At 40.0% G+C, this 17,991-nt stretch carries 13 protein-coding genes and 1 tRNA gene; 6 read left to right on the plus strand and 8 right to left on the minus strand.

The window, feature by feature from the left end:
• Positions 1-166: 166 nt before the first annotated feature.
• The 3 genes from rpsA to aroA form a co-directional block, all read right to left on the minus strand.
• On the minus strand, positions 167-1,867 hold the full coding sequence (gene rpsA / locus J7R13_RS01930; RefSeq protein WP_208437219.1) for a 30S ribosomal protein S1: 1,701 nt from the start codon (positions 1,865-1,867) through the stop codon (positions 167-169).
• 134 nt (positions 1,868-2,001) lie between these two features.
• A complete protein-coding gene (cmk, locus tag J7R13_RS01935) occupies positions 2,002-2,649 on the minus strand; it encodes a (d)CMP kinase (RefSeq protein WP_208437220.1) in 648 nt (215 codons plus the stop codon).
• Positions 2,646-3,974 (minus strand): 3-phosphoshikimate 1-carboxyvinyltransferase, encoded by a 1,329-nt coding sequence (aroA, locus tag J7R13_RS01940; protein ID WP_208437221.1) that lies wholly within the window; start codon positions 3,972-3,974, stop codon positions 2,646-2,648. Before aroA ends, cmk begins: the two co-directional genes overlap by 4 nt.
• A 188-nt stretch (positions 3,975-4,162) precedes the next feature.
• Between aroA and J7R13_RS01945 the strand changes: the two genes are divergently transcribed.
• The 3 genes from J7R13_RS01945 (at position 4,163) to ilvD (ending at position 7,186) form a co-directional block, all read left to right on the plus strand.
• A complete protein-coding gene (locus tag J7R13_RS01945) occupies positions 4,163-4,543 on the plus strand; it encodes a TIGR02300 family protein (protein ID WP_004858276.1) in 381 nt (126 codons plus the stop codon).
• Positions 4,544-4,665: 122 nt separating this feature from the next.
• A tRNA-Ala gene (locus tag J7R13_RS01950) sits at positions 4,666-4,741 on the plus strand.
• A 606-nt stretch (positions 4,742-5,347) separates the two neighbouring features.
• Positions 5,348-7,186 carry a dihydroxy-acid dehydratase gene (ilvD, locus tag J7R13_RS01955; protein ID WP_208432414.1) on the plus strand — a complete coding sequence of 613 codons (1,839 nt, stop codon included), beginning with the start codon at positions 5,348-5,350 and terminating at the stop codon, positions 7,184-7,186.
• Positions 7,187-7,486: 300 nt separating this feature from the next.
• Here the strand turns inward: ilvD and mutS are convergent, their stop codons facing one another.
• The gene (gene mutS, locus J7R13_RS01960; RefSeq protein ID WP_208437222.1) at positions 7,487-10,231 is read right to left on the minus strand and encodes a DNA mismatch repair protein MutS; all 2,745 of its coding nucleotides are present in this window, start codon (positions 10,229-10,231) and stop codon (positions 7,487-7,489) included.
• A 206-nt stretch (positions 10,232-10,437) separates the two neighbouring features.
• Here mutS and J7R13_RS01965 point away from each other — a divergent pair, with 206 nt between their 5' ends.
• Positions 10,438-12,735, plus strand: coding sequence for an NADP-dependent malic enzyme (locus tag J7R13_RS01965; RefSeq protein WP_208432416.1), 2,298 nt, complete (start codon positions 10,438-10,440; stop codon positions 12,733-12,735).
• Positions 12,736-12,786: 51 nt separating this feature from the next.
• On the opposite strand, the gene secB is transcribed toward J7R13_RS01965, so the two are convergent.
• Positions 12,787-13,269 (minus strand): protein-export chaperone SecB, encoded by a 483-nt coding sequence (gene secB / locus J7R13_RS01970; protein WP_004858288.1) that lies wholly within the window; start codon positions 13,267-13,269, stop codon positions 12,787-12,789.
• 142 nt (positions 13,270-13,411) lie between these two features.
• Positions 13,412-13,918 (minus strand): FxsA family protein, encoded by a 507-nt coding sequence (locus J7R13_RS01975; RefSeq protein WP_208437223.1) that lies wholly within the window; start codon positions 13,916-13,918, stop codon positions 13,412-13,414.
• 204 nt (positions 13,919-14,122) lie between these two features.
• Here J7R13_RS01975 and J7R13_RS01980 point away from each other — a divergent pair, with 204 nt between their 5' ends.
• Both J7R13_RS01980 and J7R13_RS01985 read left to right on the plus strand, forming a co-directional pair.
• A complete protein-coding gene (locus tag J7R13_RS01980; protein WP_208437224.1) occupies positions 14,123-14,815 on the plus strand; it encodes a Tim44/TimA family putative adaptor protein in 693 nt (230 codons plus the stop codon).
• A 49-nt stretch (positions 14,816-14,864) separates the two neighbouring features.
• Entirely contained in the window at positions 14,865-15,443 is a 579-nt protein-coding gene (locus J7R13_RS01985; RefSeq protein WP_208437225.1) for a Smr/MutS family protein, read from the plus strand.
• A 567-nt stretch (positions 15,444-16,010) separates the two neighbouring features.
• On the opposite strand, the gene J7R13_RS01990 is transcribed toward J7R13_RS01985, so the two are convergent.
• Positions 16,011-17,021 (minus strand): Hsp33 family molecular chaperone, encoded by a 1,011-nt coding sequence (locus J7R13_RS01990; protein WP_208437226.1) that lies wholly within the window; start codon positions 17,019-17,021, stop codon positions 16,011-16,013.
• Positions 17,022-17,054: 33 nt separating this feature from the next.
• A complete protein-coding gene (gene argF / locus J7R13_RS01995) occupies positions 17,055-17,990 on the minus strand; it encodes an ornithine carbamoyltransferase (RefSeq protein WP_425522872.1) in 936 nt (311 codons plus the stop codon).
• Position 17,991 lies beyond the last annotated feature (1 nt).

A 17,991-nucleotide genomic window follows, 5' to 3' on the forward strand; every position in this document is an offset into this window, starting at 1 on the left:
AATAATGAGCAGTTTAAAGGAAAAAATGAACTTTTTGCTTTTCTTTGAGAGTATTTGCCATTTTTTGACTCTACAATTTAAGAAACAAACAGACAATTTCTTTGAAAAAAAAGGTCGCCAAAAACAGGCGACCTTAATTTTAACAACTGTTTAAATGTTTTAACAATTAATCTTGTTCTTGTTTTTTCAAAGCTGCACCAAGAATATCGCCAAGAGAAGCACCCGAATCTGTTGACCCATATTGAGCAACAGCTTCCTTTTCTTCTGCAATTTCTAAAGCTTTGATAGAAACTGAAAGCTTACGTGTTTTTTTATCGAATGCAGTAATGCGGGCATCAAATCTCTGACCAATTGCGAAACGTTCAGGGCGCTGCTCATCACGATCACGAGCCAAGTCAGCACGACGAATGGTTGTTTCAAGATTGTGGTCAATCAATTTCACATCAAGGCCATTATCATTAACCGCAGTAACTTCACATGTCACTACAGCACCTTTACGAAGTTCCCCAGCAGCAGCTGCTTCTCCAACTTTATCGCTGGAAAGTTGTTTAATTCCAAGAGAAATACGTTCTTTTTCAACGTCAACATCAAGGACCACAGCTTTAACGATATCACCTTTATTGTACGTATCAATGACTTGTTCACCAGGACGATTCCAATCAAGATCAGAAAGATGAACCATACCGTCGACATCGCCTTCAAGACCAATGAAGAGACCAAATTCTGTTTTATTTTTGACCTCTCCTTCGATTTGTGAATTGACAGGAAATTTATTAGCAAAAGCAACCCATGGATTTTCAAATGTTTGCTTTAAGCCAAGGGAAATACGTCGTTTAGATGGATCAATTTCAAGGACAACCACTTCCACTTCTTGTGATGTAGAGAGAAGTTTACCTGGATGGATATTTTTCTTTGTCCAACTCATTTCGGAGATATGGATTAATCCTTCGATTCCTGGCTCGATTTCAACAAAACCACCATAATCAGTAATGTTGGTAACAGCACCGGTAATTTTTTTACCAACCGGATATCGAGCGCTGATGCTTTCCCAAGGATCACTTTCAAGCTGTTTCATACCAAGAGAAATACGGTGTGTATCTTGATTGATGCGAATAATTTGGACTTTAATCGTTTGACCAATTGTAAGAACTTCAGAGGGATGGTTAACACGACGCCATGCCATATCGGTGACGTGTAAGAGACCATCAATCCCACCAAGATCAACAAAGGCACCATAATCGGTAATATTTTTAACAACACCTTCAACAATTTGGTTTTCTTCAAGATTTTGAACAATTTCTGAACGTTGCTCGGCTCGGCTTTCCTCTAAAACGGTACGACGTGAGACAACAATGTTACCACGACGACGATCCATTTTTAAAATTTCAAAGGATTGCGAATTATGCATGAGAGGTGAAACATCACGAATGGGGCGAATATCAACTTGGCTGCGGGGCAAGAAAGCAACAGCACCATCAAGATCAACTGTAAAACCACCTTTTACTTGGCTAAAGATAACTCCATCGACACGTGCGCCGGCATTGAATTTTTCTTCCAAACGAATCCAGCTTTCTTCACGCCGTGCTTTTTCACGCGATAGAATAGCTTCACCCATCGCATTTTCAATGCGCTCAATATAAACTTCAACTTCATCACCAATTTGCAAGGAACCGTCTTTTCCTTTAGCTCCAAATTCTTTGAGTGGAATACGTCCTTCGACTTTAAGTCCAGCATCAATAATGGCCATATCTTTCTCGATTGCAATGACACGGCCTTTAACAACGGATCCTTCATTAAGATCATTAGTTTGAAAGGATTCCATTAAAAGAGCTTCGAAATCCGCTGTTGTGGGATTGTATTGTGACATAAGAACTCCTGATACATACCTTAATTGCAAAAGGTATAAGCGCTAGGTTAGTGTTAATACACGGTAACTCCCTGCCTTTTTCCTCAATAACAGGAAGAAAGATTAGCGCTTGGCCGGAAATTACCTTGACGACATTATCCAATTATACGCGTTTTTATGATCGGATCAATAAAAGCGCGCGCAATTGCAAATGTTGTTTCTATACTCAATTCTGACGTATCAAGCAAGTGGGCGTTTTTTGCTGGTTTAAGCGGGCTGTGTTCACGGGTTATATCGCGCTTGTCGCGTTGTTCAAGTTGAGCTAGGATTTCATAATAATCTGCTTTGGCTCCTATTTTTAAAATCTCCTGATAGCGACGTTTTGCACGTGTTTGAACATTGGCTAGAACATAAAGCTTAATATCTGCATCGGGGCAGACGACAGTGCCGATATCACGTCCATCAAGCACACTACCAGGCAAAATTTTAGCAAAGTTACGCTGTTTGGCAACAAGAATTTCGCGTACAGTAGGGATGAGTGCTATTTTTGAAGCGGCTTCACCAAGTTCATGAGAAGAGAGAAGGGCTAGATTTAAAGTATTAAAATCAAGCTCTTTAGCACAAGCAAGAGCACTTTTTTCATCATCGAGAGCTAATTTTTGTTTTAGAAGTGCTTGGGCAACACCGCGATAAGTAAGACCAGTATCGAGATGACGAAGACGATAATGTGTAGCAATTTTTCTTGCTAATGTTCCTTTTCCTGAGGCTGCTGGTCCATCAATTGCAATAATAAAAGGTTTCAAGCGATTTTTCCCCCAAGCCGTTTTATGAAAGGGATAAATTCTGGAAAGCTGGTAGCGATCATCTGTTTATGGTCAATAGTAACGGGTTGTTCTGATGCCAATCCAAAGACAAGAAAACACATAGCAATTCTGTGATCAAGATGTGTGTTGACGTATCCACCACCTAGTCCTTTTGCGGAGTTTTTTCCATGAACAATGAGAAAATCCTTTCCTTCTTCGCACTCTACGTGATTTATTTTTAGCCCTTGAGCAAGTGCAGACAGTCGATCTGATTCTTTAACGCGCAATTCTTCAATTCCTAGCATAACTGTTTTGCCTTCCGCAAAAGCTGCTGCTACCGCCAAAGCAGGATATTCATCAATCATTGATGGAGCGCGTTCTTTAGACACCGTTACGCCTTTTAGCATTGATGATCGAACGCGCAGATCGGCAACATCCTCTCCACCTGTTTGGCGTTGGTTCAAAAGCTCAATTTGAGCTCCCATTTCCCATAATGTTTTGACAAGCCCCATTCGAGAATTGTTGATAAGAACATTTTCAATGGTGATATCGGAGTCTTCTACAAGAAGGGCGGCAATAAGCGGAAAAGCTGCAGAAGAGGGGTCGCCTGGGATATCAAGAGTTTGTCCAGTAAGGTGTGGTTGGCCATTAAGATGAATAAAACGCGTACCTTCAGCATCTGTTTCTATCTCAAGTTCAGCACCAAACGCTTTTAACATTTTTTCTGTATGATCTCGTGTGAGAATGGGCTCAATAACAGTTGTAGTGCCGGCGGTATTGAGTCCAGCAAGGAGGATTGCTGATTTAACTTGGGCGGAAGCCATTGGTAAACGATAGCGAATCGGGCTAGCCGTTTTCGGTCCATAAAGCGTTAAAGGAAGACGGTCGTCATGTGTTGCTTCAATTTCAACGCCCATTAAACGTAGTGGATCGAGAATACGTCCCATAGGGCGTTTGGAGAGAGAGGTATCACCGACAAAGGTTGTTTTCATATGATAAGGACCAGCCATTCCCATAACGAGGCGTGCGCCCGTTCCAGAATTACCGAAATCCAAAGGGCTTTGCGCTGCTAAAAGGCAACCATTTCCTGTTCCACGAATAACCCAGAGACCGTTTTTCCTAATAATACAAGCACCTAAGGCTTGTATAGCAGCTGCTGTATTGAGAACGTCATCGCTTTCAAGAAGTCCGTGAATATGTGTTTCACCACTGGCTAACCCTCCCAATATAAGAGACCGATGGGAGATTGATTTATCTCCTGGTATTTTAATTTTACCAGAAAGGCTGGTAGATTTGTAGGCGGTTATGGATATTGCTTTTTGCATAGAAGTTCTATTTAATCTCTATTTGCGTTTCGTTAAATTACGCTCCCTTTAGCACATGCTTTGAAAAGCGTCATGAGGAAATCCATGTAGCACTACGTTTTTATCTTTGACAAAGACATTATTTTTTGATTAAGCACCATGAAATTTATCTTTTAATGGAATTATAGTTAAGCAAAGAGGCATGGTTCATGGCAAAACAGGATCTTGGAACTAAGCGTGTTGATCCAGAAACGGGAAAGAAATTTTATGATCTTAATCGCGACCCTATTGTGTCGCCTTATACAGGGATTTCTTATCCGCGTTCTTATTTTGAGGTTGCAGCAGCTGAAGCAAATAGTGAAGAAGAAGTTGATACGGAAGAGCTTGATACAGCACTTGAAAAATCTGCTTTTATGCTTCTTGAAGAGGATGGTGACGACTCTAAAGATGATGATCTTCCTGATTTGGAGGATAGTGATGTGGATCTCGGGGATGACGATGATACATTTTTGTCTCACGACGAAGACGATGAGGATGATGACGTTGCTGATATTCTCGGAGGTGGTGTTTCTAACGATGATGATTCTTAAAAAGAGCGAGAGGGCATTCTTTTCATTGAATGCAAATTCTTCTTGATCTTCGATTTTTATCGTTCTAAAAACTCCTCTAAGATTGTTTACTTGTTCTTTTAGGGAAGAATCCATATTTATGTGGGGCTATAGCTCAGCTGGGAGAGCGCTTGCATGGCATGCAAGAGGTCAGCGGTTCGATCCCGCTTAGCTCCACCAAAAAGGTGAAACATTTGCTTAATAAAGCAGTAGCATTTATAAAAATACTTTATACACTGATCAAGAAGCACGGTGTTCTCCATAGAGATTGCTTCAATGTAACTTTGCTTTGTATTTTTCAATGATTTTATAAGGCGCTTCTTCAAAATTATTCACTATGTTTGTTCATTTATAGTATTCATAGGATTCTGCTGTATAAAAAAACGCAAGCTGTTCATCATTTGTGATGAAAATGTAGAAAATAAAAGGCTTCTAGATTAGAAAGTTATCACTGATGAAGGTTGTGTTATATGATAGACCAACTATTTCTATAATGAGGCAAATACCTGTTTCAACATTACCTCAATCTTAAAGATTTATGCAGCCAAGAGATAGCTATTTGCAATTCTATAAATGATAAAGATCATTCTTCTTAAAAACAATATTATTGGAGGGCCTCATTGTATTATGAACAATGGCTCTCAAACGGGCCTATGCGTAGCTTTAATTTTGTGATTTAAATGTCTCGATAGAAGCATTTTTCTCTTTTTCACGCAAGAGTTCTTGTCTTTAAGACTAGCTTGCGGCACAACAGAGAAAATGGAATTATTTGAGGGGAAAAAAATAATGCCTGCTTACCGTTCAAGAATATCGACTCATGGACGCAATATGGCGGGGGCTCGCGGTCTTTGGCGTGCAACAGGGATGAAAGAGACAGATTTTGGTAAACCCATTATTGCGATTGCGAATTCTTTTACACAATTTGTACCAGGGCATGTCCATTTAAAGGATCTTGGGCAACTGGTAGCACAAGAGATAGCTGTTGCTGGCGGTGTCGCGAAGGAATTTAACACAATTGCTGTAGATGATGGAATTGCCATGGGGCATGATGGAATGCTTTATTCTTTGCCTTCCCGTGAAATTATTGCTGATTCTGTTGAATATATGGTCAATGCCCATTGTGCTGATGCGCTTGTCTGTATTTCCAATTGTGACAAGATTACGCCTGGCATGTTAATGGCTTCTTTACGCTTAAATATTCCAACAATTTTTGTTTCAGGTGGCCCTATGGAAGCGGGTAAGATTAAATGGAAAAATCAAGATCTTACGGTTGACTTAGTTGACGCTATGATTGCAGCGGCTTCAGAGCATAATTCGGAAGAAGAAGTTGCTGAAATGGAACGTGCTGCTTGTCCTACATGTGGTTCTTGTTCAGGAATGTTTACTGCTAATTCTATGAATTGTCTGACTGAGGCATTAGGGCTTTCTCTTCCAGGCAATGGAACGATGCTAGCAACACATGCAGATCGTCGGATGCTTTTTGAAGAAGCTGGACGACAGATTGTTACATTAGCCAAGCGTTATTATGAAAAAGGCGATGAAACAGTTTTGCCGCGTTCTATTGCTTCGCGCAAGGCTTTTGAAAATGCAATGACTGTGGATATTGCTATGGGAGGGTCAACCAATACTGTTTTGCATATTTTAGCTGCAGCGCAAGAAGGTGAAGTGGATTTTACTATGACGGATATTGATCGCCTTTCGCGTCGTATTCCTGTTTTATGCAAGGTTGCACCTTCTGTAGCGAATGTCCATATGGAAGATGTACACCGCGCTGGTGGTATTATGGGACTTTTAGGAGAATTAGATGCGGCTGGACTTATTGATACATCCGCTTATACGGTGCATGCAAAAACGATGAAAGAAGCCCTTAGTCGTTGGGATGTGAAACAAACCCATGAACCAATAATCCATGAATTTTATCGTGCCGCCCCAGGAGGTATTCCAACACAGACAGCTTTTAGTCAATCTTGTCGCTATGAGACTCTAGATCTTGATCGTGAAAAAGGTGTGATTCGCGATAACGAACATGCATATTCGCAAGATGGAGGACTGGCAGTTCTTTATGGAAATCTTGCAAAAGATGGCTGTATTGTGAAAACAGCGGGTGTTGATCAATCAATTTTAACTTTTAAAGGACCAGCAAGAATTTTTGAAAGTCAAGATTCAGCTGTTTCAGCAATTTTGAATAATAAAATTAAATCAGGTGATATTGTTGTAATCCGTTATGAAGGTCCACGTGGTGGGCCTGGAATGCAAGAAATGCTCTATCCCACGAGCTATCTCAAATCTAAAGGATTGGGAAAAGTTTGTGCGCTTATAACGGATGGTCGTTTTTCAGGGGGAACTTCAGGGCTCTCGATAGGGCATGTTTCACCAGAAGCTGCTGAAGGAGGAGCAATTGCTTTGGTAGAAGAGGGAGATATTATAGAAATAGATATTCCTAATCGTACCATTCATATGATAGTCGATGACATTGAGATGATGCATCGTCATGGCAAAATGGAAGCAAAAGAAAAAGCGGCTTGGCAACCGGTTGAGGAGCGTAAGCGTAAAATTTCAAAGGCTCTCAAGGCATATGCAGCTATGACAACCTCTGCTGCTAAGGGAGCTGTTCGTAATCTTTGATGAGATGAAGGTTCATCTTGTGAAAGACAGGTTTTCTAGAGATTTTTGCACTTCAAGCGGGTTTTTCAATGTTCTTAACAGGATATTTTGAATCATTGCGAGTATAATTTTAGGGTTTCTGTAGTTTTCATTTTTTTCATATGAGAATAAAGAATTCATCTTAAGAAATATTATATATAGGCTTTGTCTCTCTATGCATTGTATTTATCAAGATACATTTGGTATAAAAAGAAATGATAATAGCGTGCATGGTTGCTACGCGTGAAGAATAACCATGAAGAGACACTTTTTTTAATTTGCCTATAGGGAGGTATTTTTCTCAAGTTGTTTAAGGCGATAAAGTGCTTCTAAAGCTTGCTTAGGGGAAAGTTCATCGGGATGAATATTCTCTAAAGCTTCATGAAGTATGCAATGTTTGTGTGTTTCTTCATTTATGGGAGATGCTGTTTTAAGGGAAAACAGCGGTAGATCATCAATTAATTTATGTCCTTTTCCAGCCATTTCACCTTGTTCTAGTTGGTGCAGAACATCTGTAGCACGGGTAATAACTGTCGCGGGAAGTCCAGCAAGTTTTGCAACTTGTACGCCGTAGGATCGATCAGCAGCTCCTGGCGCAACTTCGTGAAGAAAAACCACATCACCATCCCAATTTTTGACTTTCATGGTTACGTTATGAAGACGATTAAGTTTTTGGGTGAGTGCTGTCATTTCATGAAAATGTGTGGCGAGAATAGCACGACAGTGGTTAACTTCATGAAGATATTCAACAGCTGCCCAAGCAATGGAAAGGCCATCAAAAGTTGATGTACCTCGTCCGATTTCATCAAGAATAACAAGGGAATGGTGACTCGCATGATTAAGAATCGTTGCTGTTTCGACCATTTCCATCATAAAGGTTGAGCGCCCCCGTGCAAGGTCATCAGAAGCACCAACACGACTAAACAAGCGGTCAACAACGCCAATGTGGGCTGAAGTTGCAGGGACAAAGGAACCCATTTGCGCCATAATAGCGATAAGAGCATTTTGCCGTAAAAAAGTTGATTTTCCTCCCATATTAGGACCTGTCAAAAGCCAAATTGCTGCATATTGATGATTTTCCTGTGCAGAGAGATCACAATTGTTGGCAACAAAAGGTTCTGCTGCTTGCTTTCGTAGTGCTTGCTCTACGACAGGATGGCGTCCTGCGGTAATATGAAAGGTAAGTGAATGATCAATTATAGGACGACAATATCCTTGTTCTTCAGCGAGATGCGCTAACGCCACGGATACATCCAAAATCGCAAGAGCTTCAGCAGCTTTACGGATGAAATCAACCTGTTCAATAATTTCATTGACAAGAGTATCAAAGATTTCCAATTCAAGTGTCAATGCGTGGTTTGCGGCATGAGAAATACGACTTTCGAGGTCAGCGAGTTCTGTTGTGGTAAAACGCATAGCATTTGCCATCGTTTGCCGATGGATAAAACGAGCTTTTGCTTGTGAACTATTTGTAAGCGCGGGTGCTTGTAAGCTAGTTACTTCAATGAAGTAGCCTAGAATATTGTTATGTTTTATTTTAAGCGTTTTAATATCTGTTTCTTGGGCATATTGTGCTTGAAGTTCAGCAATGACACGACGAGATTCATCACGTAGAGCACGCATTTCATCCAGTTCTTTATGATACTGAGGACGAATAAAACCACCATCACGTTTAAGCAATGGGAGATCATCGGCTAGTGCTTGTTCTAAATGAAAGTGCAAAGTAGTAGGTAAGTGTGAGAAAATCTGCTGTACATCACTTATTTCTTGAGGAAGTAACGCATCGTTAAGAAGCTGATGAAGTTCGCGAATGATTTCAAAGCCGCGTTGGATTGCGGCCATATCACGGGGCCCCCCCCGTCCAAGAGCTAACCGAGAAACTGCGCGTGGCATATCTGGCCCCCCTTTTAAAATGAGCTTTATAGCTTCTGCAAGGGATGTATTGCGTAGAAAAAAGGCAATCGAATCGAGACGATGATCAATAGCTGAAGGTGTAGTGAGGGGTGCGATGAGACGATCAACAAGAAGGCGTGATCCACCTCCTGTTACGGTACGATCAATAGCTTTTAGTAAGCTTCCATCGCGTTGTCCTGATGTGGTCCGAACAAGCTCAAGGCTCAGTCTGGTTGCTGCATCAATGAAAAGCGTAGCGCTTTCATTTTGGCGTTCAGGGCGCATAAGAGGAGGGCGATGCGTGATTTGCGTTTTTTCGATATAACGAATGGCAGCGGCAATAGCGGAGAGTTCGGTGCGTGAATAATTGGCAACACCTTCAAGGGTTGAGAGTTTAAAATAATTGCAAATATCACGTTCAGCGGTGATTGGATCAAAGAGATTAGCGGGTTGAGGTGAAACAACGCGATCGAGAACATTAAAAAGCGGCTTGTGGGATTTATCATAAAAAAAAGAGTCTGCGACGATGATTTCTTGTGGATCTATGCGCATAATGTCTGCCAAAAGTTTTTCATGGCGGCTTTCTATTACACGAAATATGCCTGTTGAGATATCAATCCAAGAAAGGGCAAAATCTTCTCCGTCACTTGTTTTGATACGGGCAAGTGTCATCAGATAATTTGCACGCGTTGGATCAAGAAGTTTTTCTTCTGTTATGGTTCCAGGGGTGACAAGGCGTACGACATCGCGTTGAACAACGGATTTTGAACCACGTTTTTTTGCTTCTGCGGGATCTTCTGTTTGTTCACAAACAGCAACACGATAACCGCAGGCGATCAATTTTTGCAAGTAATCATCTGCAGCGTGAACGGGAACACCGCACATAGGAATATCTTCACCCAAGTGTTTGCCACGTGTTGTGAGTGTGATTCCTAAAGCTTGAGCCGCTTCAACCGCATCATTAAAAAATAATTCATAAAAATCACCCATCCTGTAAAAGAGAAGGGAATCGCTATTAACTGCTTTGATTTCTATATATTGCTCCATCATAGGTGTGAGACGTTTTTGTTGGGGAGCAGATGAGGGCGCAGGTTGTGGGATTAAATCGTTTTTATGGTTAGTTTTCTTATCCATTTTACGCGCTCGTTTTTTCAAGTGAGGCTTTGACGCCCTTTTTTGTTTACTTCAATGTTTATCTTCATTATTTCTGGATTGAACGCATGAACAGGTTCGTTAAAGCAAGCATAGCGATTTATGGCATATGAATCAAATTTTAAAATCGGATAATGACATGCATTATCAAGCAGAATTTACACTGTTTTGGGAGAAAATTAAGTGAGATGAAAAAAAGTGAGCAGGATCAGAAAATGCCTCAAATGGTTTATAATGCCAGTGAGCGAGAAGCCCTTGATTTTCATAGTCGTGGTCGGCCTGGAAAGCTTGAAATTATTGCAACAAAGTCTATGGCAACGCAGCATGATTTAGCACTTGCTTATTCGCCAGGTGTTGCTGTTCCGGTTAAGGCAATTGCGCAAAATCCAGCGTTAGCTTATGATTATACTGCAAAGGGAAATCTTGTTGCTGTTATCTCAAATGGAACAGCTATCTTGGGTTTAGGCAATTTAGGGGCGCTTGCATCTAAGCCGGTGATGGAAGGCAAAGCAGTGCTTTTTAAACGCTTTGCAGATATTGATTCTATTGATCTGGAAGTTGATACTAATGATCCAGAGAGTTTTATCAATTTAGTGCGTCATTTGGAGCCCTCTTTTGGTGGTATCAATCTTGAAGACATTAAAGCACCAGAGTGTTTTATGATTGAAAGTCGCTTACGCGAGGTTATGAATATCCCTGTTTTTCATGATGATCAACACGGTACAGCGATTATTGTGGCTGCCGGTGTGCTCAATGCCTTATCTTTAACGGGGCGCGATATGCAAAATACTCGGTTAGTCTGTAATGGCGCTGGTTCTGCTGGGATTGCTTGTATTGAACTGATTAAGGCGATGGGATTTCGACCTGAAAATATTATTTTATGTGATACGAAGGGTGTTGTCTATGAAGGACGTGAAGAGGGAATGAATCAGTGGAAGTCTGCTCATGCCATTCGAACAGATAAGCGTACGCTTGCTGAGGCAATGGAAGGCGCTGACATGTTTTTCGGGGTTTCTGCTAAAGGTGCCATTACTCCTGAAATGGTAAAGTCGATGGCGCCACAACCGATCATTTTTGCTATGGCCAATCCTGACCCAGAAATTACGCCAGAAGAAGTTATGCAAGTGCGCGATGATGCCATTGTAGCAACAGGTCGTTCAGATTATCCAAACCAGATTAATAATGTTCTTTGTTTTCCTTATATATTTCGTGGTGCGCTTGATGTACGTGCGACGGTTATCAATGAAGATATGAAGATTGCTGCAGCAAGGGCTCTTGCGGGTCTGGCTCATGAAGAAGTGCCTGACAGTGTTGCGGAAGCTTATCGTGGAAAGCGGTTAAAATTTGGTCCAAATTATATCATCCCCGTTCCTTTTGATCCGCGTTTGTTCACGGTTGTTTCAATGGCGGTGGCAAAAGCAGCAATGGAAAGCGGTGTTGCGCAAAAACATATTGATGATTTAGAGGCTTATGAGCGTGATTTGAGGGCAAGACGTGATCCCATTTCCTCTATGATGCGTGGAGTTTATAATCATGTTCGTCAAGCGCCAAAACAAATTGTCTTTGCAGAAGGTGAAGAAGAGCAGGTAATGCGGGCAGCTGTTTCCTATGTTCATCAAAAACTAGGGCAAGCGGTTTTGATTGGTCGTGAAGAACAAGTGAGAGAAACTGCTGCTATTGCTGGCATTGATCTTGAACGTGAAGGTATTTCTATTATGAATGCTAAGCTCTCTTGTCGCACGGATGCTTATGCGAATTATCTTTATAAAAAGATGCAACGCCAAGGTTGGTTGTTACGCGATTGTCATCGCCGCATCAATAATGATCGCAATTATTTTGCTGCGTGTATGGTGGCATTAGGGGACGTTGATGCGATGGTTACAGGGGTGACGCGCAATTATGAAACAGCGTTAATTGATATACGCCGAGTGATTGATGAGAAACCTAAGGAACGGTTGATTGGTATTTCAATGGCTATTTGCCGTGGAAGAACGGTGTTTATTGCCGATACAGCTATTTATGAGGCTCCTGACGCTGAAGAACTTGCTGATATAGCAGAACAGACAGCTTCTTTTGTTAGGGAGTTTGGATATAAACCACGGGTAGCATTTGTAGCATTTTCTACTTTTGGTTACATGAAAGGACAAGTTACGCAGCAAATTCAGGATGCTGTTAACATGTTGCATGAACGCAAAGTTGATTTTGAATTTGATGGAGAAATGAGTGCTGATGTGGCACTCAATTTGAAATTGATGCAGCAATATCCCTTTATGGGATTAACGGAACCAGCTAATATTTTGGTAATGCCTGGATATCATGCCTCTTCCATTGCGAGCAAGATGTTGCAAGAGCTTGGTGAAGCAACCATTATTGGACCTATTTTGATTGGGTTGGAAAAATCTGTCCAAATTGTACCGTTTAGTGGAAACGATACGGATGTTGTCAATATCGCAATGCTAGCAGCTTATCATGCGAAAAAGTTGTAAAAAATAAAGGCCTCTGATATTTCAGGGCCTTTTTTATAATGAAAAATATTTCTAAGAGGGTTGTGCCTGACTCTGATTGTTTTTTTGTTCTTCAGCAATACGTTTTTGAAACAATGCTGCAAAATCAATCGGATCAATCCACAGAGGTGGAAAACCACCATTTTGGGTGGCATCAGAGATGATTTGCCGAGCAAATGGAAATAAAAGGCGTGGACATTCAATAAAAACAAGAGGCATAATATGTTCTTGTGGAATGTTTTGAATATGAAAAACACCACCGTAAATCATTTCTACATGAAACAATATTTCGGTGTCATCATTGGCTTTGACGGAGAGGGATAAAACGACATCATAATTGTCATCACCAATTGGATCAGCGTTGACATTAATGTTGATATCAATTTGTGGTGCCTTATCACGTGGATGCAGTGAACGAGGAGCATTTGGGTTCTCAAATGAGAAATCTTTTAAATATTGAGTTAATACAGCAAAAATTGGCTCTCCACCACTGTTCTTTATTTCACTTTCGGCCATACTACAAACCTCTCATTATTAATTGTCTATATTTCTTTTTAGATCTAAAAACCAAGGTGGTTATCATGCCTTGCAAAAGGTTGCAAGAAACGTTTCCCTTGTCTTGATTATTTTTACGTCCGTTACAGATTTTTTTGGCACTTCAATGATTGTCATTATTTTTACGCCATGGAGATTCTGTGGTATTATGGATTTTGTAATCTTCTGCTTTAAGATCAATTATTTTTTCAGAATCATGCTGATCATTGGTTTTATTTTTAGTATGCGTGTTTATTTTGTTTTTAAATGATGAAAAGAAAAGCCAGACAATAGAACGGATTGGCCCAATAAGAAGTAATATTCCTAAAATATCGCTTACAAAGCCGGGAAGAATAAGTAAAATTGCGCTAAGAATGATGAAAGCATCATTGATAATATTATTCTCTACTGTATGCCTTTGAATAATTTCACGTTGCATATTTTTTAAAATGCTAACTCCTTGAATTCGCAGCAAAATGGTTCCAGATATTGTTGTGAGAACAATCAAACTCAGAGTTGCTAGAATTCCAATTTCTTTCCCGACAAAGATAAAACCAGCGATTTCGATCAAGAGAATGCTGAGGAGGATAATGATAAAAAAGCGAGGATTGATGGGGTAAGACTTTATCACATGAAAATTCCTTTCTTTAATTTTTGGGGTAGAAAATTATAAGAGCTATCTTTTTAAACATACATGAATAAAGGCTATAAAAATACATGAGAAGTTATAAAAATATTTGAATAGTAGATTCCCTATTTTACATATTTACTGATAGATGATATTGACAGCAATGTTTATTACAAGTCAGCTTAAGTTTGGAGATTGACAGCACCCATGGAATTTGACTTTATATTTGTCATAGCTCTTGTTATTATGGTTGTCGTTTTTGTGCAACTCCGTAATGTATTAGGAAAACGGATTGGTTTTGAAAAGCCTCCCTTTGATCCTTATTCACGTCGTTCTAAAAAACAGGTTGAGACAGAAACGGTTGAAAATATTGTTTCGTTCCCTCATCAAAGCAATTCAAAAAAGAACGATTTTAGCGAAATTGACGCTATTTCACCAGAGGGAAGTGCACTGAATGAAGGTTTGCGGGCGCTTCGCAAAATTGATTCTCATTTTTCTCCTCAATTTTTTATAAAAGGTGCTCAAGTTGCTTATGAAATGATCGTAACAGCTTTTGCTAAAGGTGATCGCGATCAACTTAAAAAGTTACTTTCTCAAGATGTTTTTGAGAGTTTTTGTGCTGCCATTGAGAAACGCGAAAACAACAATGAAAGAGTTGAGTTTACTTTTGTTGGAATTAATAAGATCGAGTTTATCTCAGCTGCAATACAAGACAAGGATGAATTTATAACTGTACGGATTATCAGTGAAATGATTTCTGTAACCTATAACGAGCAGGGAGAGCGCATAGACGGTGATCCTGATGCTATTGTAGAAATTAGGGATGTTTGGACTTTTGTTCGCAATAGCTTATCGTCGGATCCAAATTGGAAACTTTTTGCAACAGAAGATGCAAATTAAGATCTCTTTTTTTACAAGATCGTATAAATAAGATTTATAAGAGATTGAAATGTCCACGGATAAATGGAGACAAAAAAGGGATTTATTAGCTTCACGAGATCGTCTTTTATGGGAGATGGTTTGTCATACTACAATTCCGCTTCATGATAAGCTCCATTCTTCTACTGCAAAAGATGTTGTAAATATCGACAGTAAAAAACAGTACGTAACACCAATCTTTTCATTATTTCAGAGCAACCAACAAGAACCAACCGTTCTTAAAAGAGAAAAGGGAACAGTTGCACAAGCACATAAGATCCGTTTCTTCGATCGTATTGTACATCGTAAAATTGCCAAAGGTCTTTATCCACTTGAGGCAAGTCTTGATCTTCATGGGTATGGGCAGGAAGAAGCTTATTTTCTCTTAAAAAATTTTCTCCAATCATCTCAGCAGAGTGGATTACGTTATGTGCTTGTGATTACAGGAAAAGGCCAGTCTCTTGGAAGTGATGGTGCTTTGTATAAGTTTGTCCCTTATTGGTTATCAACCCCAGCTTTTCGGTATTGTGTTCATGCGTTTGAACAAGCGGCTCGCCAGCATGGTGGAGGAGGAGCGCTTTATATTTGGTTGCGCCGTTTTTTGCCATGAAAAGGGGGATGATATTGTTTGGGCTATTTCGAATTTAATATTGATTTTATCAGCTATAGTATTTTGCAAGCTATATTTTCTGGAAAAGTGTGAGAGCGCAAATTTGTATCGTGATATTCGCGCCATTGCGTCCAATTTTTACAGACAGTGCTCTGCTCAAGTCATTTTAGAAGAGGATGGCTGTTATCAGCAGCATGTTATCAAAATCACAATATTTTGTCTTCGCTTTTTCCCTTGGGGCATGTACGATAATGAAGGTGTATTACTACCATTCTTATGTTTATAAAATAACAGACTAGCGTTCTCATTGTATTTACTATCTACATACTGTACTTGTTCTCGCATGAAGATGATTTTATAAGCGCTATTTTTATAAACAGCATATGGTATGAATACTGATTTGAACAAGTGTATGATTGTGTAGGCAACAAAAGAGCGGTTAGCTCTAAGGAAACGAGATACACAAAATATTTTAACGGTTGATGTTAGCTGTTACTAGGTTTCAGTTACGTAATTAAAAGGGTTTTAGCTGCAATCAACATTTTCCTTTTTGTGAGGAATATTTGGTTACATTTTTGTTTCAGAAAATTCTTGCGGTTTAAAACGATGCGTTGTTGAACAAAACTCACATTTGACTGAAATATATTTGTTTTGAACCATTTTGTTCCGTTCATCAGTAGGAAAGCCTTCCAGTATTTCTTTAATTTTTTCGCGCGAACAAGAGCACTGATCTACAAGAGAAAAGGGATTAAAAATTCTAACACCTTGTTCATGAAAAAGACGGAACAATAGCTGTTTACTGCCGACTTGAGGATCTGTCAATTCTGCACTCTCAATGGTTACCATCAGTGCTTTGGCTTCTTGCCATTGGTCTTTAAGCCGATCATGTGTTCTGATCTCTTCTTGTTTTTTATCGGGTTCATATATTTTATGATGAGACGATTCTTGGGGTAAAAGTTGGGCTAAAATACCTCCTGCTCGCCAACTTTTCTGTGGTCTTCCGTGTTGGTCTCTGTTGACTAATATAGCAACTGCTAAACGAATATCGGTAGGAATTTGCTCTGATTGATCAAAATAAGTACGGGAAGCTTCTTGTAAATTTTCTCCCTCTAATGCAACTATCCCCTGATAGGGCTGTGTGTGTATGCCTTGGTCGATCGTGAAGGCTAAAGTGCCTCTTCCCAAAAGGGTTGCTGAAGATATTTGTTCATTAGCTGTTGCTTGTTTTAACTGTTCCTTATCAAAACGAGCATAACCGCGTAGACTGGAAGGAGGAGAGAAGTCGCACACTAACATATTAACCGGCCCATTAGAATGGGTTTGTAAAATAAATTTTCCCTTAAGTTTCAGGGAGGTACCAAGCAGAACAGTTAAGACTAAAGCCTCTGCTAGAAGGTAAGAAACTGGTTCAGGATATTGATGTCTTGTGAGAATAGAATTTAAAGTTTCTCCAAGTTGTACGGCACGACCACGGATATCAAGTTCTTCGACTTGAAAGGGAATAACGGTATCATCTGCGTTCCAGCAGATATTATTGAGAGAGTCTTCATTTTTAGTTTGTTTGCTTTCTCCACTCATATCTTTGCCTTGTATATGATTTGTTTTGGCAGGTTATTGTGGAGAGAAAAACGCATCTTGTAAACACCAAGAAAGAATTGCTTTTTGAGCATGAAGACGATTTTCAGCTTCGTCGAAAACAACAGAATGCGGTCCATCGATCACGGAATCTACGACTTCTTCTCCACGATGAGCAGGTAGACAATGCATGAAAAGGGCATTGGGTTTAGCTAATTTCATCAAAGCTTCATTAACTTGGTAAGGCTTGAAAATAGAATGACTACGGGCGCGAAATTCTTGCCCCATGGAAAACCATGTGTCGGTTATAATGCAATCGGCATCTTCGGCAGCTTTTTGAGGATTGTTTGTGAGCATAATATTAGCTCCGCGCTCACGTGCCCAGCTAACGTATTTTTCTTGTGGTTCATTGCCTTTTGGTGTAGCAAGGCGTAAATGAAAATTAAAGAGAGCTGTTGCTTCGATCAAAGAATGAAGAACATTATTGCCATCTCCCATCCAAGCAAATGTTTTGCCAGCGATTGGTCCACGATGTTCTTCATAGGTTAGGACATCTGCTAGAATTTGGCAAGGATGTGTGTCATCTGTGAGGGCGTTAATAATGGGAACTTGGGCATATTGTGCCAATTCGAGCATCCGGTGATGTGCTGTTGTGCGTATTATGATAATATCCACAAAACGTGATAATACACGCGCTGTATCGGCGATAGTTTCGCTATAACCGAGCTGCATTTCTGAGCCTGTTAACATGATCGTGTTCCCACCAAGCTGACGCATGCCAATATCAAATGAAACACGGGTTCGTGTAGACGGTTTTTCAAAAATCATCGCGAGTGTTTTGCCAACGAAAGGTTTTGAACTTTTCCCTGTTTTGAAAGATGCTTTGAGGGTTTTAGCATAATCGATAAGTGCGCGTGCTATTGGTGGGGTTAAAACAGATAAGTCGGTAAAGTGGCGAAGAACATTTGTCATG

It is taken from the genome of Bartonella taylorii 8TBB (assembly GCF_902825155.1).
GTDB classification, from domain to species: domain Bacteria; phylum Pseudomonadota; class Alphaproteobacteria; order Rhizobiales; family Rhizobiaceae; genus Bartonella; species Bartonella taylorii_A.

Coding starts and splice junctions, on each gene's coding strand:
- argF (WP_425522872.1), bottom strand. CDS start 17,990: ATGACAAATGTTCTTCGCCACTTTACCGACTTATCTGTTTTAACCCCA.
- J7R13_RS01945 (WP_004858276.1), top strand. CDS start 4,163: ATGGCAAAACAGGATCTTGGAACTAAGCGTGTTGATCCAGAAACGGGA.
- J7R13_RS01990 (WP_208437226.1), bottom strand. CDS start 17,021: ATGAGTGGAGAAAGCAAACAAACTAAAAATGAAGACTCTCTCAATAAT.
- rpsA (WP_208437219.1), bottom strand. CDS start 1,867: ATGTCACAATACAATCCCACAACAGCGGATTTCGAAGCTCTTTTAATG.
- J7R13_RS01965 (WP_208432416.1), top strand. CDS start 10,438: ATGAAAAAAAGTGAGCAGGATCAGAAAATGCCTCAAATGGTTTATAAT.
- mutS (WP_208437222.1), bottom strand. CDS start 10,231: ATGGATAAGAAAACTAACCATAAAAACGATTTAATCCCACAACCTGCG.
- J7R13_RS01980 (WP_208437224.1), top strand. CDS start 14,123: ATGGAATTTGACTTTATATTTGTCATAGCTCTTGTTATTATGGTTGTC.
- secB (WP_004858288.1), bottom strand. CDS start 13,269: ATGGCCGAAAGTGAAATAAAGAACAGTGGTGGAGAGCCAATTTTTGCT.
- ilvD (WP_208432414.1), top strand. CDS start 5,348: ATGCCTGCTTACCGTTCAAGAATATCGACTCATGGACGCAATATGGCG.
- J7R13_RS01985 (WP_208437225.1), top strand. CDS start 14,865: ATGTCCACGGATAAATGGAGACAAAAAAGGGATTTATTAGCTTCACGA.
- aroA (WP_208437221.1), bottom strand. CDS start 3,974: ATGCAAAAAGCAATATCCATAACCGCCTACAAATCTACCAGCCTTTCT.